The organism is Trichloromonas sp. (genome assembly GCF_034006665.1).
GTDB lineage: Bacteria > Desulfobacterota > Desulfuromonadia > Desulfuromonadales > Trichloromonadaceae > Trichloromonas.
On sequence record NZ_JAVESI010000014.1, the window covers coordinates 18,863 to 44,376 of the forward strand.

General features: G+C 59.2%; 23 protein-coding genes. 16 read left to right on the plus strand and 7 right to left on the minus strand.

Annotated elements, in window-relative coordinates; translation table 11 throughout:
* Nucleotides 1-25: 25 nt before the first annotated feature.
* The 10 genes from RBR25_RS07445 (at nt 26) to RBR25_RS07490 (ending at nt 14,529) form a co-directional block, all read left to right on the plus strand.
* A complete protein-coding gene (locus RBR25_RS07445) occupies nt 26-808 on the plus strand; it encodes a type III pantothenate kinase (protein ID WP_432818966.1) in 783 nt (260 codons plus the stop codon).
* A 130-nt stretch (nt 809-938) separates the two neighbouring features.
* Complete coding sequence (fusA, locus tag RBR25_RS07450) at nt 939-3,023, plus strand: elongation factor G (RefSeq protein WP_432818915.1); 2,085 nt, start codon at nt 939-941, stop codon at nt 3,021-3,023.
* 92 nt (nt 3,024-3,115) lie between these two features.
* A complete protein-coding gene (locus RBR25_RS07455) occupies nt 3,116-4,384 on the plus strand; it encodes an SPOR domain-containing protein (protein WP_432818916.1) in 1,269 nt (422 codons plus the stop codon).
* Between the two features lie 65 nt (nt 4,385-4,449).
* The gene (locus RBR25_RS07460) at nt 4,450-5,451 is read left to right on the plus strand and encodes a hypothetical protein (protein WP_432818917.1); all 1,002 of its coding nucleotides are present in this window, start codon (nt 4,450-4,452) and stop codon (nt 5,449-5,451) included.
* A 28-nt stretch (nt 5,452-5,479) separates the two neighbouring features.
* Nucleotides 5,480-6,868, plus strand: a complete 1,389-nt coding sequence (locus tag RBR25_RS07465; protein ID WP_432818918.1) for a sigma-54 interaction domain-containing protein — start codon at nt 5,480-5,482, stop codon at nt 6,866-6,868.
* 225 nt (nt 6,869-7,093) lie between these two features.
* Nucleotides 7,094-7,552: a cytochrome c nitrite reductase small subunit gene (nrfH, locus tag RBR25_RS07470; RefSeq protein WP_432818919.1), complete on the plus strand. Its 459-nt coding sequence runs from the start codon at nt 7,094-7,096 to the stop codon at nt 7,550-7,552.
* A gap of 46 nt (nt 7,553-7,598) precedes the next feature.
* A complete protein-coding gene (locus RBR25_RS07475; RefSeq protein ID WP_432818920.1) occupies nt 7,599-9,125 on the plus strand; it encodes an ammonia-forming cytochrome c nitrite reductase subunit c552 in 1,527 nt (508 codons plus the stop codon).
* 88 nt (nt 9,126-9,213) lie between these two features.
* Nucleotides 9,214-11,286, plus strand: coding sequence for a putative bifunctional diguanylate cyclase/phosphodiesterase (locus RBR25_RS07480; RefSeq protein ID WP_432818921.1), 2,073 nt, complete (start codon nt 9,214-9,216; stop codon nt 11,284-11,286).
* A gap of 298 nt (nt 11,287-11,584) precedes the next feature.
* Nucleotides 11,585-13,249 carry an AMP-binding protein gene (locus RBR25_RS07485; protein WP_432818922.1) on the plus strand — a complete coding sequence of 555 codons (1,665 nt, stop codon included), beginning with the start codon at nt 11,585-11,587 and terminating at the stop codon, nt 13,247-13,249.
* 89 nt (nt 13,250-13,338) lie between these two features.
* Nucleotides 13,339-14,529 (plus strand): M24 family metallopeptidase, encoded by a 1,191-nt coding sequence (locus tag RBR25_RS07490; RefSeq protein ID WP_432818923.1) that lies wholly within the window; start codon nt 13,339-13,341, stop codon nt 14,527-14,529.
* 86 nt (nt 14,530-14,615) lie between these two features.
* Here RBR25_RS07490 and RBR25_RS07495 read toward each other — a convergent pair whose 3' ends face one another.
* The 7 genes from RBR25_RS07495 to RBR25_RS07525 all read right to left on the minus strand — a co-directional run bounded on the left by RBR25_RS07495 (nt 14,616) and on the right by RBR25_RS07525 (nt 20,873).
* Nucleotides 14,616-15,179, minus strand: coding sequence for a PqiC family protein (locus tag RBR25_RS07495; protein WP_432818924.1), 564 nt, complete (start codon nt 15,177-15,179; stop codon nt 14,616-14,618).
* Nucleotides 15,176-16,822, minus strand: a complete 1,647-nt coding sequence (locus RBR25_RS07500) for an intermembrane transport protein PqiB (protein WP_432818925.1) — start codon at nt 16,820-16,822, stop codon at nt 15,176-15,178. Before RBR25_RS07500 ends, RBR25_RS07495 begins: the two co-directional genes overlap by 4 nt.
* 273 nt (nt 16,823-17,095) lie before the next feature.
* Nucleotides 17,096-17,497 carry a type II toxin-antitoxin system VapC family toxin gene (locus tag RBR25_RS07505; protein WP_432818926.1) on the minus strand — a complete coding sequence of 134 codons (402 nt, stop codon included), beginning with the start codon at nt 17,495-17,497 and terminating at the stop codon, nt 17,096-17,098.
* Nucleotides 17,494-17,730 carry a DUF2281 domain-containing protein gene (locus tag RBR25_RS07510; protein ID WP_432818927.1) on the minus strand — a complete coding sequence of 79 codons (237 nt, stop codon included), beginning with the start codon at nt 17,728-17,730 and terminating at the stop codon, nt 17,494-17,496. Before RBR25_RS07510 ends, RBR25_RS07505 begins: the two co-directional genes overlap by 4 nt.
* Before the next feature lie 404 nt (nt 17,731-18,134).
* Nucleotides 18,135-18,809, minus strand: a complete 675-nt coding sequence (locus RBR25_RS07515) for a paraquat-inducible protein A (RefSeq protein ID WP_432818928.1) — start codon at nt 18,807-18,809, stop codon at nt 18,135-18,137.
* Entirely contained in the window at nt 18,809-19,408 is a 600-nt protein-coding gene (locus RBR25_RS07520) for a paraquat-inducible protein A (RefSeq protein WP_432818929.1), read from the minus strand. The genes RBR25_RS07515 and RBR25_RS07520 overlap by 1 nt, the downstream gene beginning before the upstream one ends.
* Before the next feature lie 52 nt (nt 19,409-19,460).
* A complete protein-coding gene (locus RBR25_RS07525; protein ID WP_432818930.1) occupies nt 19,461-20,873 on the minus strand; it encodes an RNA-guided endonuclease InsQ/TnpB family protein in 1,413 nt (470 codons plus the stop codon).
* Nucleotides 20,874-20,881: 8 nt separating this feature from the next.
* Here RBR25_RS07525 and tnpA point away from each other — a divergent pair, with 8 nt between their 5' ends.
* From tnpA to RBR25_RS07555, 6 genes are all read left to right on the plus strand, one after another.
* Nucleotides 20,882-21,322 carry an IS200/IS605 family transposase gene (gene tnpA / locus RBR25_RS07530; protein ID WP_432818931.1) on the plus strand — a complete coding sequence of 147 codons (441 nt, stop codon included), beginning with the start codon at nt 20,882-20,884 and terminating at the stop codon, nt 21,320-21,322.
* Nucleotides 21,323-21,554: 232 nt separating this feature from the next.
* Nucleotides 21,555-22,724, plus strand: coding sequence for a Fic family protein (locus tag RBR25_RS07535; protein ID WP_432818932.1), 1,170 nt, complete (start codon nt 21,555-21,557; stop codon nt 22,722-22,724).
* A 347-nt stretch (nt 22,725-23,071) separates the two neighbouring features.
* Nucleotides 23,072-23,299, plus strand: coding sequence for a type IV pilin protein (locus RBR25_RS07540; RefSeq protein WP_432818933.1), 228 nt, complete (start codon nt 23,072-23,074; stop codon nt 23,297-23,299).
* A gap of 34 nt (nt 23,300-23,333) precedes the next feature.
* The gene (locus tag RBR25_RS07545) at nt 23,334-23,711 is read left to right on the plus strand and encodes a hypothetical protein (protein WP_432818934.1); all 378 of its coding nucleotides are present in this window, start codon (nt 23,334-23,336) and stop codon (nt 23,709-23,711) included.
* A 97-nt stretch (nt 23,712-23,808) separates the two neighbouring features.
* Nucleotides 23,809-24,591, plus strand: coding sequence for an ABC transporter permease (locus RBR25_RS07550; protein WP_432818935.1), 783 nt, complete (start codon nt 23,809-23,811; stop codon nt 24,589-24,591).
* Between the two features lie 6 nt (nt 24,592-24,597).
* On the plus strand, nt 24,598-25,503 hold the full coding sequence (locus tag RBR25_RS07555; RefSeq protein ID WP_432818936.1) for a hypothetical protein: 906 nt from the start codon (nt 24,598-24,600) through the stop codon (nt 25,501-25,503).
* Nucleotides 25,504-25,514 lie beyond the last annotated feature (11 nt).

Here is a 25,514-nt window from a genome sequence, read left to right on the forward strand (position 1 = left end):
TCTTAAATGGATGTGCGACTACTTCATGCTTTTGGTCATCGATATCGGTAACAGCAATACGGTCCTCGGCCTCTACGACGGCGAAACCCTGATCCGGAACTGGCGCATCACCACCGACAAGACCCGCACCGCCGACGAGTACGCCATCGTCATCGACCGGCTCTTCGGCCTCTCCGGTCAGTCCTTCGCCGAGGTCGGGGATGTGATCATCTCCTGCGTGGTGCCGCCGGTCCTTGAGACCTTCGTCCAACTCTGCCGGTCCTGTTTCAACCAGGAGCCCCAGGTCGTCGGTCCCGGCATCAGGACCGGCATGCCGATTCTCTACGACAATCCCAAGGAGGTCGGGGCCGACCGCATCGTCAATGCCGTTGCCGCCTACGAGAAATACCACCGCGCCCTGATCGTCGTCGATTTTGGCACGGCGACCACCTTCGATTGCATCTCCGCCCGGGGCGAATACTTGGGCGGCGCCATCGCGCCGGGGGTGGCCATTTCCGCCGAAGCGCTTTTCATGCGCGCGAGCAAGTTGCCCCGGGTCGATATCTGCCGGCCGCCCCAGGTCATCGCCAAGAATACGGTCAACAGCATGCAGGCCGGCATCTTCTATGGGTACGTCGGGCTGGTCGACGGCATCGTCGCGCGCATGCACCGGGAACTGGGCCAGACCGCCCTGGTCGTGGCGACGGGCGGCCTGGCGCCGCTGGTCGCCGCCGACTCCCAGGGCATCGACGAGGTCGAGCCGATGCTTACCCTGGAAGGACTGAAAATCATCCATCACCTCAATAAAGGAGGTAAAACCGTCGAATAAACGACAAGAATTTGTTTTCTCCGCTTTTGGCGGTCGCGTAGAGATTGCCGGGGTTGGTCCCCGTATTCGTTGTTTCCTGACGTCAATCCTGTAGCTGGTTTCACCTCAAGGTGAACTGTAAGGAGGAATCATGGGAAAGTATGAAACGGCCAAACTGCGTAACCTGGGAATTGTCGGGCAAGGGGATGCCGGAAAGACATCCCTGACCGAAGCAATCCTCTTCAACACCGGCATGACCGATCGTCTCGGCCGGGTCGATGACGGCACCTCGACCATGGACTTCGAGCCCGAAGAGATCAAGCGGCAGATCACCATCAGCTCCAGCCTCAACCATTGCGAGTGGGGGGATTGCAGCCTGCATATCGTCGATACCCCCGGCTATACCAACTTTCTTCATGATACCCGCAACTGCCTGCGCATTCTCGGCGGGGCGGTGCTGGTCGTTTCCTCCGTCGACGGCGTCAAGGCCCAGACCCTGAAGATCTGGGAATGGGCCAACGAGTTTGAAGTACCGCGCATCGTCTTCGTCAACAAGATGGACCGCGACCGCGCCGACTTTCTCAAGGCGGTCGACGATGTGCAGAAGAGTCTCGACACCCGCGCCGTCGCCATCTCCATGCCGGTCGGATCCGGCGAGGACTTCAAGGGGATCATCGACCTGGTCGACATGAAGGCCCGGTTCTTCAAGTTCGACGGCAAGGGCACCTATGATGAGACCGATGTCCCCGCCGAATATCTGGAGGAAGCCCAGCGCCTGCGTACCATCATGGTTGAGGCGGCGGCCGAGGCCGATGACGAATTGATGGAAAAATACCTGGAAACCGAGTCCCTCGACCGCGACGAAATCCTTCGCGGCTTGCGCGAAGGGACCCTGACCAAGGTTTTTACTCCGGTTTTGTGCGGCAGTGCCACGGCCAATATCGGCGTACGCAATCTGCTCAATTTCATTGTCAACTGTCTGCCTTCGCCCATCGACAAAGGCATCCAGTACGGTACCAATACGAAGACCGGCGAAGCCGATCAGCGGCGGCCCGATCCGAAAGAGCCCTTTTCGGCGATGGTCTTCAAGACCATCAGCGATCCCTACGCCGGCAAGCTGACCCTATTCCGCGTCTATTCGGGCACTCTCAAGAGCGATTCGACGATCTATAACCCGAACAAGGAAGCCACCGAGCGCATCGGCCAGATCTTCGAGCTGGAAGGGAAGAAGCAGCGCCCGCTGGCCGAGGCCGAAGTCGGCGATATCGTCGCCGTGGCCAAGCTCAAGGAGACCGCCACCGGCGATACCCTCTGCGATGTCGCCAAACCCATCGTCTATCCCAGCCCGCTGGCTCTCAAGCCGGTGATCTCCTTCGCCCTGGCGGCTAAGAGCAAGGGGGATGAAGACAAGATCATGAGCTCCCTGTATCGGATCATGGAGGAAGATCCCACCTACGGCGTGCAGCGCGACGAGGAGACCAAGGAAATGATCCTTTCCGGCATGGGCCAAGTCCATGTCGAGGTCGCGGTAGAAAAACTCAAGCGCAAGTTTGGGGTCGATGTCCTCCTCAAAGAGCCGAAGGTTCCCTATCGTGAAACCTTCAAAAAGACGGTCAAACAGCATTATCGTCATAAAAAGCAGTCGGGCGGTCGCGGCCAGTTTGCCGATGTGCATATCGAAATCGCGCCCCTGGCGCGCGGGGAGGGCTACCAGTTCATCGACAAGGTTGTCGGGGGGGTCATCCCCCGCCAGTTCATCCCGGCGGTCGACAAGGGGATTCAGGAATCGCTGAAACACGGCATCCTCGCCGGCTATCCGGTGCAGGACTTCTCGGTCACCCTCTATGACGGATCGCACCACAGCGTCGACTCGTCGGAGATGGCCTTCAAGATCGCCGGGTCCATGGCCTTCAAAAAAGGGATGGAAGAAGCCAACCCGGTGCTCCTCGAACCGGTGATGCACATGGAAATCACCGTCCCCGACGATTGCGTCGGCGACGTCATCGGCGACATGAACTCCCGACGCGGCAAGGTTCTCGGAGTTGAGCCCCAGGGCGGCAGCCAGAACATCGCCGTGCAGGTGCCCATGGCCGAGGTGCTCAAGTATGCACCCGAGCTGCGCTCCATGACCTCGGACCGGGGTCTTTTCACCATGGAATTTTCCCACTACGAAGAAGTACCGCTTCACCTGACGGCCAAGATTTTGGCTGAGCACAAAAGCGCGGAGGCGGAATGATCGGACTCCGGCGGCCCTTTCGGGGGCCGCCGGTTTTTTGAAGCCCGGGGTTCGGACGACCTGGCGGGTTAACCGGATAAGGCAGGGACACTATGAAGGACGATGACGATAAGGATTTTACATTCGGACAGCTCGACGACGATTTTACTTCCGATGACGGCTGGGGCCAGTTCGACGCCGAATCGAGCAAGGATTTCACTCTTGCCGAGGAGGGCTGGGGGGATGACGGCGCCGTGTCCAAGGAGCCCCCGGCCGATTCCTCACCCCTGCGGGAGGAAGATCATCCCCGACGCAAGAGCTTGCTGCCGTCGTCGCGCATGTTTTATTACGGCGCTCTGGTTATGCTTCTCTCCGCCGTGGGGTTCTACTATTTCACGTCCAGCCCCTTGCCGCCCGATGCCCGGTCCAAGACCGAACCGCTCCCGACCAAACAGACCCTGGAAATGCCGGAACGCCCCGCAGGGGGATCGGTAGCCGTCGGCGAAGGTACGTCGCCACCGGTCGCGGAAGGGCAGGTGGCGGTAGCGACGGAGGTTCCCCGGGGGACGTTGCAGGAAATCCCCCCGGCGGTTGAACCTGAAACGCAGCCGATCGGCGCCGCCTGGTCCACGGATTCGACGACGGCGATCCAACCCCCCGCCTCGGTCTCTCATCCGCCGAAGCCCCAGGAGAGTGGCGAGTTCGCTCAGCCCGCGAAGCGGACGATCGCTCCGCGCGAGGAGAAGACCGTCAAGGCCGCTCCCGAACCGGTGCGAGTCGCTTCCCTTCCCCCGGCAAAGAGCCCGGAACCGGCTCCGCAAAAAATCGTGACAAAAAAAACCACGCCGCCACCGAAACCCGCGCCGGAGAAACCGTTGCCGGGAAAATCCGTCCTGGAAAAATCCGTCCCGCCGGCGGTGGCGAGCGCCGGCGGACCCTTTGTGATTCAGGCCGGTGCCTATGGCGAAACCGCCAACCGCGATCAGGCGATTCGGAAAATCAAGGATCTCGGCTATGAGGCCCAGGTCACGCCCCTGGCCAGAACCCAGGTCATGACCCGGCTTCTGATTGGTGTCTATCCCCCTGAAATCGCCCGGGCGAAGGCGCGGGAGCTGGAGCCCGTAGTGCCCAAGAACTTCACCCTGCCCAAAGGGGAATCCCTGGCCCTTTACGCCGGTTCCTACAGCGACCCGAACAAGGCCCGGGCCGCCATCGAGTCCCTGGCCGCCCGGGGCGTCTCCGTCACCGAGGAGCGAGCCAATCTGGATACCACCTTGTGGCGGGTCTCTTTCGGCGGTTTTGCCGATAAGTCCCAGGCGGAAACCGCCGCCGCTCGAGCCCGAACCGCCGGGCTCGAGGCGCGGGTTCTGCGCAACCCGTGAGGCGGTTATGATGAACCGACGGCGTGAAAGGCTTTTCACGGCGACCGGCGGAAAGGAGGCCGGCGGTGCCGCACAGCGGAACTAGGTCGAACCAGCTGCTGGTGTCGCCGGCGGTGGCCCACCTGGTCAAGGAGGCCTCCCGCGCGGAGCAGCTGGCGGCGTTGCGCGGTGAGGCGTCCCTGTCCCGCAAGGATCTTCTCACCGTTTTCCTCTTTCTCTTCCAGAGTCCCGACCGGGGGGTCAAGGATGCGGTCATTGCCGCCCTCTCCGCCGTGGAGAGCGGCGAACTCGCCAATCTCATCGCCGCCCCCGGGGAACTGCATCCCAAACATCTGGAACTGATCGCGCGGGTGCGCCTGGACGATGTCCAGGTCATCGGCACCCTGCTCAAATCCCCCGACGTCACCCCCCAGACCCTGATCAATATCGCCGGCCATTGCCGGGGAGCAATCTTCGCCCTCTTCGCTTCCCAGGAACGACTGCTCGAAAATCGCCCCGAACTGCGCGAGGCGCTCGCCACCAACCCCCGGGTCGATGCCGAGACCAAGGTGCGACTGGGTCTGGCGGTTCCCACTCGGGAGGCTGAGGAAGCGGGGGATGAGGCCGACGCCGAGTCCGGGGAGGGGAGCGAAGAGGAGGCGGTCAATCTCTCCAAATACCAGCAATCGCTGGAGATGCCCGTGGCCGAAAAGATCAAGATGGCGCTCACCGGCGACAAAGAATGGCGCACCATTTTGATCAAGGACGCCAACAAGCTGGTCTCCGGCGCAGTTCTGAAAAATCCCCGCATCACCGACGGCGAGGTTCTTGCCGTCGCCAAGAACAAAAGTTCCAGTGAAGAACTGATCCGGCTCATCACCCTCAACAACGAGTGGCTGAAGAATTATGAAATCAAGCGGGCGCTGGTCATGCACGGCCGCACCCCGCTGCCCAAGGCACTGCGCTTCATGGGTATTCTCAGCGACAAGGATCTCAAATCCCTGGCCAAGAGCCGGGAGGTGTCGTCGGTGCTGGTCAACAATGCCCGGCGCATGCTGCTGGCCAAGGAGAAGAAGGGCAAGGGATAGGGGAAAAGAGAATATGAAGGAGTCGTTCATGGTTATGAATCCTCCCGACAATATGTTTCAGGCCATCATCGAGGAAATGAACGAAGGGGTGATTTTTCTCGACGCCGAGGATCGGATCCGCTATCTCAACCCCGCCGCTGAACGGATCCGCCGGATCTCCGCCGCGAAATTCATCGGTCGCCCCATTCATGATCTCCATCCGCCGCGGGTGCATGCCTTGGTCGACGAACTGCTGAACTGTCTCAAAAACGGGACGGCGGTGAACCGGCATCGGGTCATCCAGGCTCAGGGGCGTTATTTCGACAATACCTATACGGCGGTGCGCGGCCCCGCCGGGGATTATCGCGGCACCCTTCTTGTCAGCCGCGACATCACCGAAAAAAAGGATCTCTCGGAGGAAAATCTCCAGCTGAAAAAGATCCTGGCCCGCCCCTTTACGGCCGACACCTTCGTCGCCGAAAGCCCGGCGCTCAAGGCCGCTTTGGCCATGGTCGAAGCGGTCGCCCCCCTTGATTCCACCGTGCTGCTCACCGGCGAGAGCGGTACCGGCAAAGAGCTTTTCGTCGCCCGCCTACACAGCCTCAGCCCCCGTCGGGGTGGACCCCTGGTGAACGTCAACTGCGCGGCGCTCCCCGAACAGCTTGTCGAATCGGAACTCTTCGGCCACGTCAAGGGCGCTTTCACCGGCGCCGTCGGCAGCCGGCCCGGGCGCTTTCTCCAGGCTCAAGGGGGAACGCTGTTTCTCGACGAGATCGGTGATTTGCCCGCGGCTGCCCAGGCCAAGCTGCTGCGGGTGCTGCAGGAGCGTTCGGTCCAGGCCGTGGGCGGCAAAGGGGAGACCCCCGTCGATGCGCGCATTGTTGCCGCCACCAACCGTGATCTGGAAGAGGATGTGCGCCGGGGGCGTTTTCGTGCCGATCTCTATTTTCGCCTCAATGTCATCCCCATTCACATTCCCCCCTTGCGTCGTCGGCCCGAGGATATTCTCCCTTTGGCGGAACATTTCCTCGCCCATTTCGCCCGGCGCATGGGCAAGCCGACGCCGGTCCTTTCCGCCGAGGCGCGCGCCCGGTTGCTGGCTTATGACTTTCCCGGCAATGTGCGCCAGCTCAAGCACGCCATGGAGCGGGCGGTGGCCCTGGGCGCGGGGGAGGTTGTCGAACTTGCCGACATGCCAGCGGAATTCGGTGGCGGGCAGCCGGCTCACCCGGTCGCGGCCGTTGTCGGGCAGGGAACTCTGAAGAGCGCCCTGCAGGATTATGAACGGCATCTTCTGCTTGCGGCCTTGCGTCGGCACGGCGGACACCGCGCCGCAACCGCCCGCGCTCTGGGAATCTCCCGCAAGGCCCTGTGGGAGAAATTGCAGCGTTTGGACATCGTCGAAGCGTCACTTTCCAGTAACATGATCGACGCATAGCCGTTACCTTTTAGTGACATCTTGCGCCTCAAAAGGGCGCCGAAAAAACGACCCGGGATCTTTTCATCGAGAAAAGCCCGGGTTTTTTAATGGGTTAAAAAAATCTTGGGGCGCGGCTGCGTAATGGCACAGTTCTGGTAAAGTTTAAGGCACATTTACGACGCAACCTGTATGCGCACGGCCGGTTATCCGTCACGATATTTTTTTCGAGGGGAGGTGAAGTAAATGGGAAAGTTTAAGAAGTTCTTCTGGCTGGGACTGGCCGGAGTCGTTATCCTGATCGCGGTGTCGGCTTTCGTCATGTTCGGGCCGCCGAAAATGCTGGCGCGCAGCAGCCAACCCGATTTCTGCGCCGGCTGTCACGTCATGGAGGCGCAGTACGACGCCTGGGCCCATGTGGGCGCCCACCGCAACATCAAATGCGTCGACTGCCATCTGCCGAACCAGAATGCCACCGTCCACTACATCTGGAAATCCATCGACGGCCTCAAGGATGCGGTTCTCTTCTATTCGGGACAGGTTTCCGACGACATCGAGCTGACCGGTCATGGCCGCAAGGTGTTGCAGGCCAACTGTATACGCTGCCACGAAACGACCGTGTCGATGATCGACGACACCCGGGATTGCTGGAAATGCCACCGGGGTGTTCAGCATCAGACCAGCGGCACCATTCAGACTCTATAACATCCCCTTCGATCCGTTCACCTGAAGAAAAAGGAGGCGAAAACTTATGTTCAGGAAATTCCCTATCGCAGTCCTGTTGATGCCGGCGCTGGCGGCGCTGCTGCTGGCCGGATGCCAGCCGGAGAAGACCGAGGCGGTGCGCCCCGTGAAGATCGCTGAAGGCGAAATGGACCCGGCCGAGTGGGGCAAGGCCTATCCGGTCCATTATGACCTGTGGAAAATGACCGAAGAGCCGCAGCCTGCCGGCAAGAGCAAGTACAAAAAAGGCTGGGACGCCGACGGCATCACCTACGACAAGCTTTCTCAGTACCCCTATATGGCCCTGCTTTTCAACGGCTGGGGGTTTGGTATCGAGTTTAACGAGCCGCGTGGCCACGCCTACATGGTTCGCGACCAGTTGAAGATTGATGAGTCCCGCCTTGGCTCCGGCGGCGTCTGTCTGACCTGTAAGACCCCCTATGCGCCCAAGCTCGAAGAGGAAATGGGCGTCAATTATTACATGAAGCCCTACAAGGAGGTGCTCGCCGAGGTTCCCGAGAAGCATCGTGAGCTCGGGGTGGCCTGTGTCGACTGCCACGACAGCCAGACGATGAAGCTCAAGCTTTCCCGTGAATTCACCCTGGGCAAGGCCCTGAATGTCATGGGCGTCGACCGGAGCAAGCTGACCACCCAGCAGATGCGCACCCTGGTCTGCGCCCAGTGCCATGTCACCTATGCGATTCCCAAGAACGATAACAAGAAATCGGTGGGCCTCTACTTCCCCTGGCAGGGGAGTAAGCTGGGGAATATTTCCATCGAGAATATCATCGCCCAGTTCCGCAATGATCCCACCGTTCTCGAATGGAAACAGACCGTGACCGGCTTCCGGCTCCCCTTCATTCGCCATCCGGAATTTGAACTTTACTCCAACAGCAGCGTTCACTGGATGGCCGGCGCTTCCTGTACCGACTGCCATATGCCTTACACCAAGGTCGGTTCGGTAAAGGTTTCCGACCATCGCGTTGCCAGCCCCCTCAAGTCCGATCTCAAGGCTTGCCAGCAGTGCCATGCCGAAGGGCCCGAGTGGTTGCGGCAGCGGGTTTACGACATCCAGGATCGTACCGTGTCGATGAAGATCCGCGCCGGTTACGCCAACGCCACCGTCGCCAAGCTCTTTGAGCTTACCCACAAGGCCCAGGAAGGCGGGACCGTGGTCGATCAGGCCCTCTACGACCAGGCCAAGGAATTCTACTTTGACAGCTTCTTCCGCCTGATCTTCATCGGTGCGGAAAACTCCATGGGCTTCCACAATCCGCCCGAGGCGGCGCGGGTTCTTTCCGACTCCACCGCCTTCGCCACGAAGGCCGAAGGTCTGCTCCGCCAGGCCCTGGGCAAGGCCGGAGTCGAACTTCCCGTCGAAATCGATCTCGAACTTGACAAGTATCTCAACGACCGCGGCGAAACCAAGGTCCAGTTCAAGCCCGAGCAGATGGTGGAAGATCCCTTCGGGAATCAGGTCCGCTTCAACAGCAAGTCCCTGCCGGTGAAGGTAACGACGGAAAGCCCCACCTCGCGGACACAGCAGGCGGAATAGGCTGGACAGCTTCTCCTGATGCGGGGAAGAATTGCGCGGGCGGAAAGGGGGTTTCCTTTTCCGCCCGCGTCTCTTGGCACAAGGGGGGATGATGGCGCGATGGTTCGCCAGGGGGGATGATACTGGCCTGCTGAGGATCGGCGCTCTGCTGCTGGTCCTGGTCTGGACGGCGCTGGCGGTGGCCGGCCTCTTCTGGAATCAGCGCAAGGAAGAGCGGGAAACGGTAGAACTGGCGAGAGTCCAGGCCCGCACCCTGGCCGAGAAGATGATCGTCTATCGCCACTGGAACGCCCGTCACGGCGGCGTCTACGTCGAGGCGGACGAAACGACGCCTCCCAACCCCTATCTCTCCAATCTCCCCGAGCGGGATGTGGTCACCCCGTCCGGGCGGGTGTTGACCATGGTCAATCCCGCCTATATGCTGCGCGAGGTCTTTCAGCTCGAAACCAGCCTGCTCGGCCTTTCCGGTCGCATCACCAGCCTCCAGCCGATCAACCCCGCCAACGCTCCCGATGCCTGGGAACGGACCGCCCTGGCCCGTCTCGCCGCCGGCGAAAAAGAGGTCGCCGCCGTCATGGACGGCGATGCCGGCGACTTTCTCCGCTATCTGCTTCCCCTGAAAACCGAGGCGGAATGCCTCAAATGTCACGCCCATCAGGGCTACGAGCTCGGTAACCTGCGTGGCGGGCTGAGTGTCTCGGTGGCCATTGCTCCCCTGCGGGAGGTGCGTCGCCCCCGGCTCTGGCTGGCCTATGCCGGCACAGGTTTCTTCTGGCTTTTGGGGCTGGGGATCATTCTCGGCGGCGGTTGGCGCCTGGACAGCCAGGCGCGGCGGCGCAGTCGGGCTGAGTGCCGGGTCCGCTTCCTCGACCATCACGACCAGCTTACCCTGCTCCCCAACAAGGCCGCCTTTCTTGCCGAACTGGCGCGGGAAATCGACCGCTCCCGGCACCGGGACAACGGGGCCTTCGCCTTGCTTCTGATCGATATCGACGGTTTCAAGAAGATCAATCAAGCCCTCGGCCATGGCCGCGGCGACAGCCTGTTATGCCAGGTCGGGAAGCAACTCCAGCGGCTGGTGGGGGAGCGCGGCCTGGTCGGGCATTTAGGCGCCGGGGCCTTTCCCGTCATTTTCCCTTTGGGCGAGGCCATCATCGATGCCGGGCATTTGGCCCGGGAACTGATCTCCTCTTTCGCTTCCCCCTTTATCATCGACGGCCAGGAAATCTTCATCAGCTGCGGCTGCGGCATCACCTTCTTCCCCGACGACGGCGACGAACCCGCGGTGCTGCTGCAAAACGCCGCCGGCGCCCTGCAGGCGGCCAAAGCTCGGGGCCGGGGGCAGATCGGTTATTACGCTCCGGAAATGAATGACCGCGCCCTGGCACAGATGCGTCTGGAAAACGAATTGCGCCGGGCTCTCGACGGGGATGAACTGCTTCTCTATTATCAGCCTCAGGTCGATGCCGACAGCGGCCAGGTCATCGCCGCCGAAGCCTTGGTCCGCTGGCGCCATCCCCGACTCGGGCTGATCGCCCCCGATCGTTTCGTCCCCGTGGCCGAGGAAAGCGGTCTCTCCCTGGCTCTCGGCGACTGGGTAACGGCTACTGCCTGCCGTCAGCTACGGGAATGGCAGCGGCAGGGGAGGGCGCTTGTGCCGGTGGCGATCAATCTCTCCGTCAGCCAGTTTCAGCGCCCCGGGCTCGACGATTATATGCAGCGCAGGGTGGAAGAGGCAGGGATCGCCCCCGCCGATCTCATCCTGGAAGTCACCGAAGGAGTATTGATGCATCATACCCATCAGGTTCGTTCGACCATGGCGAATCTCAAGAAACTGGGTTTCCGCATCGCTATCGACGATTTCGGCACCGGCTATTCCTCCCTCAGTTACCTGAAACACTTTCCCATCGATGCTTTGAAAATCGATCAATCCTTTATCCGCGATCTGCCCGAGGATGCCGATAGCCGGGGGATTGTCGCCGCGATCATCGCCCTCGGGGCCAATCTCGGTCTCAAGGTGGTGGCCGAAGGGGTGGAGACACGGGAACAGTTCGATTATCTTCTTTCCCGGCGCTGCATCAACATTCAGGGCTATTACTACAGCCCGCCCCTCGCTGCCGAGGAGTTCGCCCAATGGCTCGATGCTCGGATGGGGCGCTGACTATTTTTGTCCCGTCCACATTCGGCTGTGGATGGCCATGTGGAAAAGTCCCATTCTTTTTTCTAACCCACCGTGCCTCGGGATGAATTGGCATTTTGCCTAATAAATAGGCAGATCATTTTACTCTATCGTCCTCTAATCTTCGCTGAGCCCCATCTTCCGCCTTTTCCATTGACTATTGCCCCGGCCCTGTGATATTCAAAAAAACATTTTGAAAACAGTAAGATAACGTTTTAAAACAAAAGTTTCGCGGGGCTGAACAGGGGTTTGATCCCGCCCATTGAAGGAGTTTTTCGCCATGTCGAACCTGCTGCATTTCACCATGGGCGCTCTGCTCGAAGATGCCGCCCGGCGTTTTCCCGAGAACGACGCCCTCGTCTATCCCGATCGCGGCCTGCGTCTCAATTACCGGGAGTTCGACGCCCTCTGCGACCGGGTCGCCAAGGGACTGCTGGCCATCGGGGTGAAGAAGGGGGAGCATCTGGCGATCTGGGCGACCAACGTCCCTGAGTGGGTTGTGTTGCAGTTCGCCACCGCCAAGATCGGCGCCGTGCTGGTCACCATCAATACCAGCTACAAGTCGGCGGAACTCGAATATATCCTCAACCAGTCCGACGCCACCACCCTCTTTCTGGTCAAGGGTTTCAAGGATACCGATTACGTAGCGACGGTAAACGCCGTTGTTCCTGAGCTGGCGACCACACCCTTGGGCCGTCTGAACAGCGCCAAACTCCCTTTTCTGAAGAATGTCGTCTTCCTCGGTGCGCCCGCCCCCGCCGGGATGCTCGCCTACGCCGAGTTGGAACGGTTGGGGGAAAAGATCGCCGACACCGAACTGGCGGCGGTGAAGGCCGGGCTCGACGAGTACGAAGTCATCAACATGCAGTACACCTCGGGGACGACCGGTTTCCCCAAGGGGGTTATGCTCACCCATCACAATCTCGTCAACAACGGCTTCAATATCGGCGAGTGCATGAAGTTCACCGAGAAGGATCGACTTTGCATTCCCGTCCCCTTCTTCCACTGTTTCGGCTGCGTTCTGGGCGTGCTCGCCTGCGTTACCCACGCCTCGACCATGGTGCCGGTGGAGACTTTCAATCCCGAAGCGGTGCTCAAGGCGATCGAGGCCGAACGCTGCACCGCCGTGCATGGCGTGCCGACCATGTTCATCGCCGAAATGGAGCATCCCGCCTTCCGCAAGTACGACCTCTCGACCCTGCGCACCGGCATTATGGCCGGCTCCCCCTGTCCCATTGAGGTGATGAAGCGGGTCATCCGTGACATGCACTGTTCCGAGATCACCATCACCTACGGCCAAACCGAATCGTCTCCCGGCATCACCATGACCCGTACCGATGATCCCATTGAATTGCGGGTGGCGAGCGTCGGTCGCGCCCTGCCCAACGTGGAAGTGAAGATCGTCGATATCGAGACCGGTGTGGCCCTTCCTCCCGGCAAGCAGGGGGAACTCTGCACCCGCGGTTACCATGTGATGAAAGGCTATTACAAGATGCTCGAGGAGACCGCCAAGGCCATTGACGGCGACGGCTGGCTGCATACCGGCGACCTGGCGGTGATGGATGAGAACGGCTACTGCAAGATCACCGGCCGCATCAAGAACATGATCATCCGCGGCGGCGAGAATGTCTATCCCCGGGAGATCGAGGAATTCCTCTACACCCACCCGAAGGTGGCGGACGTGCAGGTCTACGGCGTGCCCGACGTCAAATACGGCGAGCAGGTCATGGCGGCGGTGAAGCTGAAGGAGGGGGTGTCCTGTAACGAAGAAGAGATCAAGGACTTCTGCCGGGGACGCATCGCCAACTACAAGATTCCCCACTACGTCAAATTTGTCGACGAGTACCCGATGACCGCCAGCGGCAAGATCCAGAAATTCAAGCTGCGGGAAATGGCCATTCGCGAACTCCGCCTCGAAGACGCCGCCGGGGTGGAGACAGCTTAAATTCAGACCGAAGGCTGAAGACTGAAGGCTGAAGGAATCGTTTTCCCTTCGGACTTCAGTCTTCAGTCTTTTTCCGAAGGGAAAAATCCATGCGCCTTACTCCCGCGAGCGAACTGGAAGCTCGCTGTAAAAAACTCCAGGCCTTGATGGAACCGGCCGGTCTCGACGCCGTGCTGATAATCCAGAGTGCCGATCTTTTCTATTTCACTGGCTCCGTGCAGCAGGGGGCGCTCTATGTTCCCGCCGACGGCGAACCCCTCTATCTCGTCCGCAAGGATTACGGCCGGGCGCGGATGGAATGCGGCCTGCGCGAGGTTCATCCCTTCACAAGCCCGAAGGACATTCCCGCTCGCCTCGCCGACTTCGGTCATTCTTTACCTCAGCGTCTGGGCATGGAGCTCGACGTAGTGCCGGTGGCCCTTTTTCAGCGTTTCCAGGCGGCCTTGCCTGTGGCGAAAGTGAGCGACGCCACGCCGCTCATCCGCACCGTGCGGGCGGTCAAATCCGCCTACGAAATCGACATCATGAAGGATGCCGCCCTGCAGGTGGATAAGGTCTACCAGCGGGCGAAAGAGGTCATCCGCGTTGGTATCACCGACCTGGAACTGGCCGCCGAGTTGGAGTTCGTCGCCCGCAAGGAAGGCCACCAGGGGATCACCCGTATGCGCGCCTTCAACAACGAACTCTTCTTCGGGCACATCTTCTCCGGCGTCGATAGCGCCGCCCCGGCCTTTCTCGATACCCCCCTCGGCGGCATGGGGGTCAATCCCTCCATCGGCCAGGGGGCGAGCTACAAGTCGATCAAGGCCAACGAGCCGATCATCGTCGACTTCGCCGGTGCTTTCGACGGCTACCTGGTTGACCAGACCCGGGTCTTCTGCATCGGTGGGTTGCCCGAGTCGCTGCGTAAGGCCTATGCCGACATGTGCCAAATTCAGGAACGGCTCAAGGAGATCGCCCGCCCCGGCGTTAGCTGGGGGGCGCTCTACGATGACTGTCACCACCTCGCCTGCGAGCTCGGCTACGCCGATCACTTCATGGGCTCGAAGGGGGCCCAGGTTTCCTTTATCGGCCACGGCATCGGCGTCGAGATCGACGAATATCCCTTCATCGCCCGCGGCTTCAACGAACAGACGCTGGAAGAAAACATGACCTTCGCCTTCGAGCCGAAAGCGGTCTACCCCGGCCTCGGCGCCGTCGGCATCGAGAACACCTTCCGCGTCGGCGGTCAGGGCCTGAAAAACATCACCTTCAGCAATGAGGAATTGGTGATTTTGTAGGATTGGTGACCAGTGCCAGGTGACAAAATCAAAACGGCCCCTTCCAGAAAACCGGAAGGGGCCGTTTTTGCGGTGATCCTCACTCCTCACTCCTCACTCCTCATTGAACCACCGATTTCCACCGCCAGCCGCTCAAGTAGGCGGTTCTGGGCGGCGACGAGGGTTTCGATACTCTTCCCGGCTGGTTCGCTGTAGGTGGCGGTGCGACTGAGGATCAGGGTGCCGTCGGCGGTGTGCAGGCTCCAGCGCGCTTGCAGATCGGCCGTGGCGCCGTGGCGGCCGTCGAAGCGGCTGACGGCGAGGCGGATCTGCCGCTCGGGGTGAAAATCCGTGGGCCAGGGATGGGTTTCGACGCGTGGGCTTTGCGTCAACCGGGCGAGGTTTTCGCGCAGCACGCGCCGCACCTGGCCTTCGAGGGGGGCGGCCCAGCGGTGCAGTTCCTGGATATCGAGACGGTTTTCGCCGCTGCGCAGCATCAGCTGCGGGCGGTCGAGGGCTTCCGGGAACTCGCTGAGAGTCAACCCCAGGGTCAAGGGGATGACTGTCCCCGGTGCGGCAAGGCCGGGGCTCAAGGTATAGAAGGCGGCGGGCGGCGTGGTCGCGCAGCCGAGCAGGCCGAGCAGGAGCAGATAAGGCAGATAACGGATCATGGGGCGGTCCCTTTCTTGCCGCGCAGCAGCGATTCGGGGTGGCGTTCGAGATAGTCGGTGAGGTCGCGGATGCCTCGCGCCGCCTTGGAAAATTCCTCCAGTGCTTTACGGGCGTCGCTGCTCAAGGGGGAGTCGGAGCCGAAGTTGGCCCGCAGCTCGTGCAGGGTGCGTTGCATCTCTTCGATGGCGGACTTCGCCGCCGGCGCCAGTTCGCGGTCGAGATGGCCGGTCAAGTCTTTCAAGCCGCTCAGGGTGGTGTCGAAGGATTCAAGGGTGCCCGTCGCCGCCTTCAAGGTCTGGTCGAGACTCGCCAGATCCTGTTCCACCCCGGCAGCGAGACGGTCGAGGGGCAGGTCGTCGATCTTTTTCAGAATCCGCGTGACCGTCCCGGTCAACTCTTCGAAGGGGGTAGGGATGGTGGGGATGCGCGGATAGGGATCATCCTCGCTCCGCGCAAGCCTCGGCACCTTGGGTTCGATGGAGAGGGCAATGGCGAGCTGGCCGGTGAGCAGGTTGGCCTGTTTCAGCTGGGCGGTCAGCCCCTTGTCGATGAGCTTCGGCGTGAGATCTTCGGGATAAAGCTTGCCGTCGCCGGTGAGACGGATGCGCTCCGGCTCGATTTCCACCACCACGGGAATGCGGAACTCCATCTTTTCAGTGTCGAATTCGAGTTCGACGGAGACCACCTGGCCGACGCGGATGCCGCGAAACTCCACCGGAGCGCCGGGCACGAGGCCGCGCACCGACTCGTTAAAGTAGAGCAGGTAGCGCTGCTTGAGGTGATGCACCGGTTCCAGCGAGGCGCGGCGGTTGGGGTAAAGGATGAACTGACTGTTCTCCCCGGCGATCTCCCCGGTTTTGGTCGGCTCGGGCGAGGCGAAGGCGATACCGCCGGAGACGATGGTCAAGAGCGATTCGCTGTCCACCCGCAGGCCGTTGGCGTCAAGGGCGAAATCGAAGCCGTCGGCGTTCCAGAACCGGGTGCCGGTCCGCACCCGCTCGTGGTGCGGCGCCTCGATGAAGATGCCGAGTTCGATCTCTTCGCTCGTTTCGCTCAGGTGGTAGCTGATGACCCGGCCGACCTGGATCTGCCGGTGATAGACCGGGGAGCCGACATCGAGGGAGCCGAGGCGCTTGGTTTTGAGGATGTACTTGCGCCCCGGCTGGTCGCCGGTGAGCGCCGGCGGGGTTTCCAGGCCGATGAAATGGCTGGCCGGGGTCTTGCCCCGGCCGGGGGCGAGAGCGATGTAGGCGCCGGAAAAGAGGGTGCCCAACCCCGACACCTCGCCGGCGGCGACCCGCGCCCGCACCACCCAGAACTGGCTGTCATCGACCAAAAAAGGCGCGGCGCGGCGGTCCATGCGCGCCGAGACCAGCACATGGGTCAGATCCTCGTCCAGGCGCACCGCCTCGACCAGACCGATATCCACATCGCGGTAGCGGATCTTGGTCTTGCCCGCCTCCAGGCCGGTGGCCGAGTCGAAGCGGATGGTGATTACCGGCCCCCGGTCGTTGACCGCCTTCACCGCCAGCCAGGCGGCGATGACGGCGGCGACGATAGGGATGATCCAGATCAGCGACGGCAACCGGCGGCGTCTCACCACCACCTCGGCCGCTTGCGGTTGTTCGGTCGTTTCGGTCATGGGGTGTTTTATCCTTGAAAAAGCTATTTTGTGCGAGGCGGCAATCTGCCCATGAAGCCTCCCCCTTTGAAAAAGGGGGAACGAGGGGGATTTGCTTGTAAGCGCCCCCTGTTAAATCCCCCCCAGCCCCCCTTTGTCAAAGGGGGGAGCGAACGTAAGGGCGCAGCATGCTGCGCCCTTACCTGCCGAATCAACGAATATTACTGTAGGGTCGCACCGCGTGCGCCCTGTTCGGTCCGCGTCCTCCGCCTCGATTCGGGCAGGGTGCGAATTTCACCAAAGAGTTTGAACCGGGGATCGCCGGATTTTTTCGTCTTTTGTGATAAGGGGGATATCGTGATGAAGTGCCGAGGCGGCAATCAGACGATCCGGCATGTCGGGAACATCGTTGCGGGGGATCTCTCTAACGGCAAGGGCGGCATTCAGATCGACCGTATCGACGACGAGTCCGGTAGCGGGGTCGTCAACGGCTTCCAGTAATAATTCGAGGGCTTCTCGTGGAATTCTGCCCTTTTCGACAAGGTAAACGATTTCGACAATCGTGATGGCCGAAATATATAATTTACTGTGGGTTTTCCCGGTCTGCTCGATGGCTTCCGAGGCGATTGGCGATAGCTTTTCAGGTTCGGACAGAAGCCAGATCAGGGTATGGGTATCAAGGTAAATATCGCTCATTTTTCGTTGCCTCTGGGGAAATTCTCCCACAGTTCTTTACGGAGATCCGAGATTTCCCGTTCTGAGATATGAACGGAAAATCGACTCCAGAGGTTTTTCAGGCTGCGGCGTTCGCTCTTCACCGTTTTTGTTTTTAGAAATTCAATAAAATCAATAATCTCAGATTTTTTTTCGGGTGGAAGGGCGCGCAGAGATTCAAGGATTTTTTTTTCTTCAGCAGATTGTCTGGCCATGAGAACCCCCTTGCTCGATTTGTAGACAAAATCTAGCATTTGTCCGAACACCTGTCAAAACAGACGGAGAGTTGCAGGGTGCGTACATACTCTGATTATTACAGGGATGAAAGGGATGCATGGGATACAACCTGGAAAGCCGGTTGTCGGACCCGCGAACAGGCGAACGTAGGGGTAGGCCCTTCGGCTCCACTCAGGGTGCGGAAAAGACTCTAATTATTACATGGATGAAGGGGATGCAAGGGATAAAATTCGGAAAGCCTTATCCCCTTCATCCCCTTTATCCCTGTTGAAACGCCTTTGCTTTTGCCCTCTTCGACTCCGCTCAGGGACTGGGCTGGGTCTGGGGAAATTTGTTCTGGTCAAACACTTAAAACCTGATGCCTGAAGCTTGAAACTATCCTTTAATATACTGATTTCTCGGTGTTCTCTGTGACTCTGTGGTGAGAAAGATCTTTACTTTCTTCCCCCATCCGGTCCCAAATCAATCGCGGATCGAAGGCCATGGCGGCGAACATGGTCAGGACCACCACCAGGGCGAAATGGGGGGCGGCGGGACCGGCTTCGATGTTGGCCAGCGCCCCGAGTTTGACCAGGGCGACGAGGATCGTCACCACGTAGATGTCGACCATCGACCAGCGGCCGATGATTTCGGTCATGCGGTAAAGTCGGGTGCGTTCTGCCGGCCGCCAATGGCTGCGCCGTTGCACCGAAATCAGCAGGTAGGCAAGCACCAGCAGCTTGAGCAGGGGGACGAAGACGCTGGCGATGAAAATGACCAGGGCGATGGGCCAGCTGCCCGAAGCGAAGAAATAGAGCACCCCGCTCATGATGGTGTCGCTCTGCACCTTGCCGAGAAAGCCGGTGTGGGTCATCGGCAGCAGATTGGCGGGAAAGTAGAAGATCACCGCCGCCAGCACCAGTGCCCAGCAGCGCGCCAGGCTGTCGGTCTTGCGCCCATGCACGCCGGCGCCGCAGCGCGGGCAGCGGTGCCCGGTGGCGGCAAGCTCTCCGACGGGGATCAGCCGATTGCAGACATGGCAGGCGGCCAGTCCGGCCTCTTTCGCGGTCAGGGCCATCAGCGGTTCTCCAGCGCTTCCCAGACCAGGTGCGGGTCGATGGCGGCGAAGGCGGCGGTGAGGACGACGATCAGCGCGCCGAAGGCATAGACCGCCACCCCCGGCACAATCGTCGCCATGCTCGCCAGTTTCACCAGCGACACGAGAATGCCGAGCATGAAGACTTCCATCATGCTCCAGGCCCGCACCCGCGCCATCACCCGCCAGACCGGCGCCAGCAGGCGCGGGCGGCGGCCCAGGCGCAAGGGGGCGAAAACATAGAGCAGGGCGCACAGTTCCACCAGCGGCAGCAGCAAGGTGGTCAGCGCGACCAGCGCCGCCACCAGATAGACCTCTTCCCGGTAGAGCTCGAAAATCCCCGTCGCCAGGGTCATCTTCCGGGTCAGTCCGGCCTTTTCGATGGCGAGAAAGGGGAAGGTGTTGGCGACGATGAAGAGGATCAGGCCGGTGAGGGCGAGGGCCAGGGTGCGGTCGAGGGGATTGCGCTTGTAGCGGTAGAGAATTGCCCCGCAACGGGCACAGAGCGCGACCCCACCGGGGGGCAGGGGACGAACCTCGTGCAACAGGTCGCAGCAATGGCAGGCAATGCGTTTATCCAAGGGAAACTCCAGCGAAAGTCCGTTGCTTTATACTCTATGAACTCTCCCGCCACTAAACACCTGCCGGTGTTGTAGTGGGGGTTTCCCGGTTCCGCGAAGACGGCGCTCGGGGCGTTGGCTCCCGAACGGCTGACACCTTCTCCCCGGGCGTAACTTCGGACCGTTCCGGCCCTAGTTGTTTCCGTATGCCGCTGCGGCGCGGCGCTTTGAACTCGATCTCCCCCGCAAGAAGTAACCGCACACCCCGGAATTTGACGACTCCGGCGGCGTTAAAATCGGCGTTCTCGGCGTGTCCGCAGCGTTGACAGGCGAATTCGGCTTGGGTGAGCCGATTGCCCGGGGAAGTGAAGCCGCAGAGGCGGCATTCCTGCGAACTGTGGTGAGGCGGCACGACGATGGCGAGCTTGCCCATGCGCCGGGCCTTGTAACGGGTGAACTGATGAATCCGGCCCCAGGCGCTGTGCAGAATCGCCCGGTTGAGTCCGGCTTTCTGGCGGACGTTGCGCCCCGGTTTATCGACGGTCCCCTTGGCCGAGCGGGTCATGTTTTTTGTCCGCAGATCCTCGAAGACGAACAGCCGGGCCTGAAGATCGTCCACCAGGGCTCGACTGGCTTTGTGAGCCATGTCGGAACGGACCCGGGCTTCGTAGAGGGCATACCGGGCCGCCCGCTGATGGGCCTTGGTTCTCCGGCGCGAACCCTTTTCCCGCCGGGCGGCGATCTTCTGCCAGCGTTTGCGGTGGCGCTCGGCTCCGGTCAACCGCTTTTTCTGGATGGGAGAGAAATCGAACCGGCTGCCGTCGCAGACCGCCGCCGGAATTGCCACGCCCCGGTCGATGCCCCGGGCCGCCTGAAGCAGAGTCTCTTCGCCCAACCGTTGAAGCTCGGCGGCGATCTGGGCTTCGGTCTGTTCCGGCGCTCCGTCCTCGACGGCGAAGGACAGATGCCATTGTCCCGATTCGACGCTGAGAATAATCGACGCGGGCGTCTTCTCGACCGGCCGGTGCGCTCTTACCGGGATCTCGCCCAGAGGGAACTTTTTGCTTCCAACCGCCAAGCGGATTCCGTCTTCGTGAGGGGCCAACTCGAAGAGCTCGCGGGTGAGCAGGACCGATTGCCGACCCTTGCGGGATTTGATTTTCGGGCGGCCCTGGCAGGCCCCGGAGAAGAACCGTTGGTACGCCTGCCGCCAGCGGTAGGCTCCGTTTCGCAACACGACGGCAGGGACTTCCCGCAGAAAGGCGGTCTGTTCGGTGATGAAATGGGCATACTGCTGATCCCGGGGGATCGGCTCTCCGCACAACGCCGGAGATTTCCGGTGGAACCGGCGGAAATAGCGGTCCTCGCCGACCTTGGCGTTGTAAATGAACCGTTGGCAACCGATCCAGCGCAAAAGGATCTGCTGCTGTTCTGGCGTCGGGTAGATGCGGAATTTATTGCCGATTTGCATACTGTTATGATACATTAAGCCGCATGGGAAATCAAACAACAAAATCGCTAAGTCATGCCGTCTATTCGATTAGGCTGCATATTGTTTTCGTCACCAAATATCGGCGGCGAGTGCTCTCCCCGCCGATTCTCGACTATCTCAAGACGGCGTTCTCCGAGATTCTGGACGACTGGCGATGCGAGTTGATCGAGTTCGGCGGCGAGGCCGACCATGTCCATCTGCTGGTATCCATCCATCCGGCGCTGGACATTTCGGTCTTGGTCAACAACCTGAAAACCGCATCGGCCCGGAGAGCCCGGAACCGCTTCGCGGAGCATATCTCCCAGTTTTATTGGAAGCCGGCCTTCTGGCACCGGGCTTATTTCGTTGGCAGCGTCGGGGAAGTATCGCTGGAAACGATCCGGCGGTACATCGAGGCCCAGGGCATGAAGGAAAAACCGCGAAAATCAAAACCCCTCGCTTGACCCGCCTCCTGGCGCTGCGCGTCTAGCAGGGGGAATGCGCTCGGTTTTGTTCAATCGGGGGGAGTCAACGGCATGTGGCGGGAGGGAGGATGCGGTCCATCAATCATCACCACAGAGCGCACAAAGGACACCGAGAAAATCCCCTTGATTTTTTCACCCCGCCTCTTTATTTTAGGATATAAAATAAAGTTAAAATAAAGCTGAATCTTATTTTAGGTTCGAGGCATTCAGGATGAAGCGAGAACTCCAAGGCAGATACGTGACCATATCGACGGTGGGGGAGAAGGCCCGGGCCTTTGTGCCCGCGCCGCTGCCGCCGCGTCCGCCTATCGACTGGACGCCGGAGCTGCGCGGCAAGTTCGATCAGGCGCTGCTCGCCCTTGGGCGGCTGGACAGCGTCTCGACCCTGCTGACGGATACCTCGCTCTTTCTCTACATGTACGTCCGCAAGGAGGCGGTGCTCTCTTCGATGATCGAGGGGACGCAGTCGTCCCTGTCCGATCTGCTGCTCTTTGAGTTGGATCAGGTGCCCGGCGTGCCGCTGGATGATGTGCGGGAGGTCAGCAACTATGTCGCCGCCCTTGACCAGGGTCTGCGCCTGCTGAAAGAAGGGCTGCCGCTGTCGCTGCGGCTCTTCCGCGAGATTCACGGCGTGCTGTTGGCCAAGGGCCGGGGGAACAACCAGACTCCGGGTGAGTTCCGGCGCAGTCAGAACTGGATCGGCGGCACTCGGCCGGGCAACGCGGCCTTCGTTCCGCCCCCCGCCGAAGAGGTGCCGGAGTGCATGAGCAAGCTCGAGCTTTTCCTCCACGACCAGCCGGAGCCGACGCCGGTCTTGCTCAAAGCGGCGCTGGCCCATGTGCAGTTCGAAACGATCCACCCGTTCCTCGATGGTAACGGTCGTCTGGGTCGGCTGCTGATCACGTTGCTGTTGTGCGAGCAGCGGGTTTTACGGAAGCCGATGCTCTACCTCAGCCTCTACTTCAAGACCCATCGTCAGTATTATTACGAGTTGCTGGGCAACGTGCGGCTGACCGGCGACTGGGAAGCCTGGCTCGATTTCTTCGCCGAGGCGGTGATCGTCACCGCCGGCCAGGCGGTGGAAACGGCCCAGCAGCTTCTCGACCTGTCGAACCGGGATCGCGACAAGATCAGCGGCCTCGGCCGGGCGGCGGCGACCACCCTGCAGGTTCACCGGGCACTGATGGAACATCCCATCGCCACATCCAACTCGCTGGTGGAGAAGACCGGCATCACCCCGGCCACGGTCAACAAGGCCCTCGGCCATCTGGTGCAGCTCGGCATCGTCAAGGAACTGACCGCCCAGAAACGCAACCGCCTGTTCAGTTACGCAGGCTATATCGAAATCATGAATCGCGGCACGGAGCTTCCGGGTGGATAGATCGTCCCTCGCCCCAATCGGGCGCACATCGGTGCGATTCGGAAGCTGGTAGGATGCGGTGACGAAGGAACCGCATCGTTTCCCGTTCCGGTGACAATTATTGTCAAAACCCCTGCCGCAAAATGTTGAGGTTCTCTTACTTTTATCTGACAGGGGCGGATATATTTTTCTTAAGCCTTGAAATTCCGTAGGTTAATGCTATATCAAAAGGCAACGTCGCATTTGGCACGCCGATTGTATACAGACAAGGCATACAAACCAATTCAAGATGAGCGACCCGGCAAGTGGACTGACCGGTCACCCTTTGGCGGCGCTCCCGTTCTTCAACCCGAAAGGAGAAAAAACACATGTTGAACAAATTCAGAAAGTCTGAAAAGGGTTTTACCCTGATCGAGCTGCTGATCGTCGTCGCGATCATCGGCATCCTGGCGGCGATTGCTATCCCGCAGTTCGCTAGCTATCGGCAGAAAGCGTACAACTCTGCGGCCAACTCGGACCTGAAAAACATTAAAACCGGCATGGAAGCCTATATGGCTGACAATCAGGAATACCCTGTTGATCTCAGTTATCGTTAATAATTCTACCCTTCAATAAAAAAGGAGTTCGTTCATGAAAAAAATACTAATAATTAGTGCTGCACTTCTTTTGTTCGGAACCTCTGCTTTTTCTGCTAATACGCTCGATATGGATTTGAGCTCTAAGGATACAACGGGGAAAACTGTTTATGGATCCTCAGATGATGCTACAGCGAGTACTGCGACTAACATCGGGAAAACTTCAACAGGTGTAGGCGTTGCCGCTCTTAGCGGTGTGAATGGTTATGCCTTGGTCGCTCAGCATATGAATGGAACTAAGACTTACGGTAGTTATTTCGATAGTACCGCTATCTATCAGACTATCGGGGATGTTGTCGTTGGGACTGAAGCCGATACCCCCACAGCTAGTGATAGTTCTGAGTTCGATGCCACAACTTGGCGCGCAATGTAAAAATCGATTACTTTCACAAAAAAAACGGGATGTTTAGGCATCCCGTTTTTTTTTAAAAAAATATTATTTTGTCCAATGTAAATTAAGAAGAGGTTTCATGTTTAGCATTACGTTACGGGGAATTTTTCGGGATCGGATTTTTCAAGGGATTCTCACTGCTTCACTGATTTTCTTGGTGATTCCTTCCATTAGTACTCTTTCCATGCGTCAGGTGACGGAGCTCTCGCTGACCCTTTGTCTTTCCCTTGAGTCGTTTATTTTATTACTACTGGCGGTTTTTCTTGGCGGTATTTCTCTGTGGAAGGACATGGAGCGACGATATACGCATAGTGTTCTTACACTTCCTCTGAGCAGAACAAGGTACTTGTTAAAACGTTTTTCTGGGATTTCTTGTTTTTTGTTATTGGCCGCTGCTTTGCTTGGCCTACTTTCCATTTTGGTGGTTTTTTTTGTCTCTCTCGGTTACCCGCCGGATCGCCCTGTCGTTTGGGTTAATGTCTTGGCGGCTATTGGCTTCGACGCCCTCAAATGTATTTTGCTGGTAGCGATCGCCATGTTTTTTTCGTCGGTGAGCACATCTTTCTTCCTGCCTATCTTCGGCACGATTGCGACCTTTCTGGTTGGCGGCGCCAGCCAGCAGGCCTATGACTATGTCCATTCTTCAGCCGGACAAACGCTTTCTCCATTGGTGCGGCAAGCGGCCTCGGCTCTTTATTATATTCTTCCGAACTTTTCCGCTTTCGATCTCAAAGTCAATGCTATTTATGCTTTGCCTCTCGACCTGCCGGGGTTGGGTCTGACTTTGGGCTATTTTGTTGTCTATACAGCTATGGCCTTGACGTTGGCCGCTTTAATCTTCACTCGGCGCGAATTGGGGTAGGTAGCAATGATCTCGGTTCGTCGATATTTACTGCTTTTTACGTTCTTGGTTCTGATCTTTGGTACGATCATTGGACCTTTCTCCCGACATATGGGCCAAAAGCCTTATGCTGAAAAATTGGGGCTGATTCCCAGGTCGGAAGTTCTTAAGGCCCTGTTTCCCGACTACCAGGAACTGGTTGGAACATCGATTCTGACCAAGGTTTTTCTCTATTTTGGAACGTTATCTGAAATATCGAATGTACGGAAACTAGCTCAAATCGCTGATTATCCGTCCATGTCACGAGCCGTGCATGCCGCCTTGCAGCTTGATCCCTATAATATGGACGGCTATTATTTCGGGCAGGCGATTCTTTCCTGGGATGTCGGTCAGCACCAACTGGCCAACGAACTCCTTGAATACGGCATGAAATACCGCACCTGGGACTGGCAACTACCTTTTTTTGCCGGGTTCAATTACGCTTACTTTTTAAAGGATTACGATTCAGCTGCGCGCATGTATATGCGTGCCGGCGAACTTTCAGGGGAATCTCTCTTCACGCGATTGGCCGGACGCTATCTGCAGGAATCCGGGGAAACCCGCATCGCAATCGATTATCTTGCCTCGTTGGAAAAGGGCGCTCGGAATCCGGTGATTAAAAAGACATTCAGTGTACGTATTGCCGCATTCGAGGCCGTTTTGGCTATCGAACAAGCTCGTGATCGTTTTTCCGAAGCAGAAGGCCGGTTACCTGACAGTATTCATGAACTGCTCAAATCCGGTTTTCTTGCCGAGATCCCTGCTGACCCCTATGGGGGCACATTCTATTTCGATGAAAGCGGGCAGGTTCGTAGTACCAGCAAGTTCAGCTTTTCTACTCAGTCTTCAAACCCTGCGTCGAATCCATCGACGGTTCCGGATTCAGCCGAGTGAGCCAAGTGTCA

What these genes read in the sequence shown, in the direction of transcription:
- RBR25_RS07445 (WP_432818966.1), top strand. Translation starts at nt 26, where the DNA reads ATGCTTTTGGTCATCGATATCGGTAACAGCAATACGGTCCTCGGCCTC.
- fusA (WP_432818915.1), top strand. Translation starts at nt 939, where the DNA reads ATGGGAAAGTATGAAACGGCCAAACTGCGTAACCTGGGAATTGTCGGG.
- RBR25_RS07455 (WP_432818916.1), top strand. Translation starts at nt 3,116, where the DNA reads ATGAAGGACGATGACGATAAGGATTTTACATTCGGACAGCTCGACGAC.
- RBR25_RS07465 (WP_432818918.1), top strand. Translation starts at nt 5,480, where the DNA reads ATGGTTATGAATCCTCCCGACAATATGTTTCAGGCCATCATCGAGGAA.
- nrfH (WP_432818919.1), top strand. Translation starts at nt 7,094, where the DNA reads ATGGGAAAGTTTAAGAAGTTCTTCTGGCTGGGACTGGCCGGAGTCGTT.
- RBR25_RS07475 (WP_432818920.1), top strand. Translation starts at nt 7,599, where the DNA reads ATGTTCAGGAAATTCCCTATCGCAGTCCTGTTGATGCCGGCGCTGGCG.
- RBR25_RS07480 (WP_432818921.1), top strand. Translation starts at nt 9,214, where the DNA reads ATGATGGCGCGATGGTTCGCCAGGGGGGATGATACTGGCCTGCTGAGG.
- RBR25_RS07485 (WP_432818922.1), top strand. Translation starts at nt 11,585, where the DNA reads ATGTCGAACCTGCTGCATTTCACCATGGGCGCTCTGCTCGAAGATGCC.
- RBR25_RS07490 (WP_432818923.1), top strand. Translation starts at nt 13,339, where the DNA reads ATGCGCCTTACTCCCGCGAGCGAACTGGAAGCTCGCTGTAAAAAACTC.
- RBR25_RS07495 (WP_432818924.1), bottom strand. Translation starts at nt 15,179, where the DNA reads ATGATCCGTTATCTGCCTTATCTGCTCCTGCTCGGCCTGCTCGGCTGC.
- RBR25_RS07500 (WP_432818925.1), bottom strand. Translation starts at nt 16,822, where the DNA reads ATGACCGAAACGACCGAACAACCGCAAGCGGCCGAGGTGGTGGTGAGA.
- RBR25_RS07505 (WP_432818926.1), bottom strand. Translation starts at nt 17,497, where the DNA reads ATGAGCGATATTTACCTTGATACCCATACCCTGATCTGGCTTCTGTCC.
- RBR25_RS07510 (WP_432818927.1), bottom strand. Translation starts at nt 17,730, where the DNA reads ATGGCCAGACAATCTGCTGAAGAAAAAAAAATCCTTGAATCTCTGCGC.
- RBR25_RS07515 (WP_432818928.1), bottom strand. Translation starts at nt 18,809, where the DNA reads ATGGCCCTGACCGCGAAAGAGGCCGGACTGGCCGCCTGCCATGTCTGC.
- RBR25_RS07525 (WP_432818930.1), bottom strand. Translation starts at nt 20,873, where the DNA reads ATGTATCATAACAGTATGCAAATCGGCAATAAATTCCGCATCTACCCG.
- tnpA (WP_432818931.1), top strand. Translation starts at nt 20,882, where the DNA reads ATGGGAAATCAAACAACAAAATCGCTAAGTCATGCCGTCTATTCGATT.
- RBR25_RS07535 (WP_432818932.1), top strand. Translation starts at nt 21,555, where the DNA reads ATGAAGCGAGAACTCCAAGGCAGATACGTGACCATATCGACGGTGGGG.
- RBR25_RS07540 (WP_432818933.1), top strand. Translation starts at nt 23,072, where the DNA reads ATGTTGAACAAATTCAGAAAGTCTGAAAAGGGTTTTACCCTGATCGAG.
- RBR25_RS07545 (WP_432818934.1), top strand. Translation starts at nt 23,334, where the DNA reads ATGAAAAAAATACTAATAATTAGTGCTGCACTTCTTTTGTTCGGAACC.
- RBR25_RS07550 (WP_432818935.1), top strand. Translation starts at nt 23,809, where the DNA reads ATGTTTAGCATTACGTTACGGGGAATTTTTCGGGATCGGATTTTTCAA.
- RBR25_RS07555 (WP_432818936.1), top strand. Translation starts at nt 24,598, where the DNA reads ATGATCTCGGTTCGTCGATATTTACTGCTTTTTACGTTCTTGGTTCTG.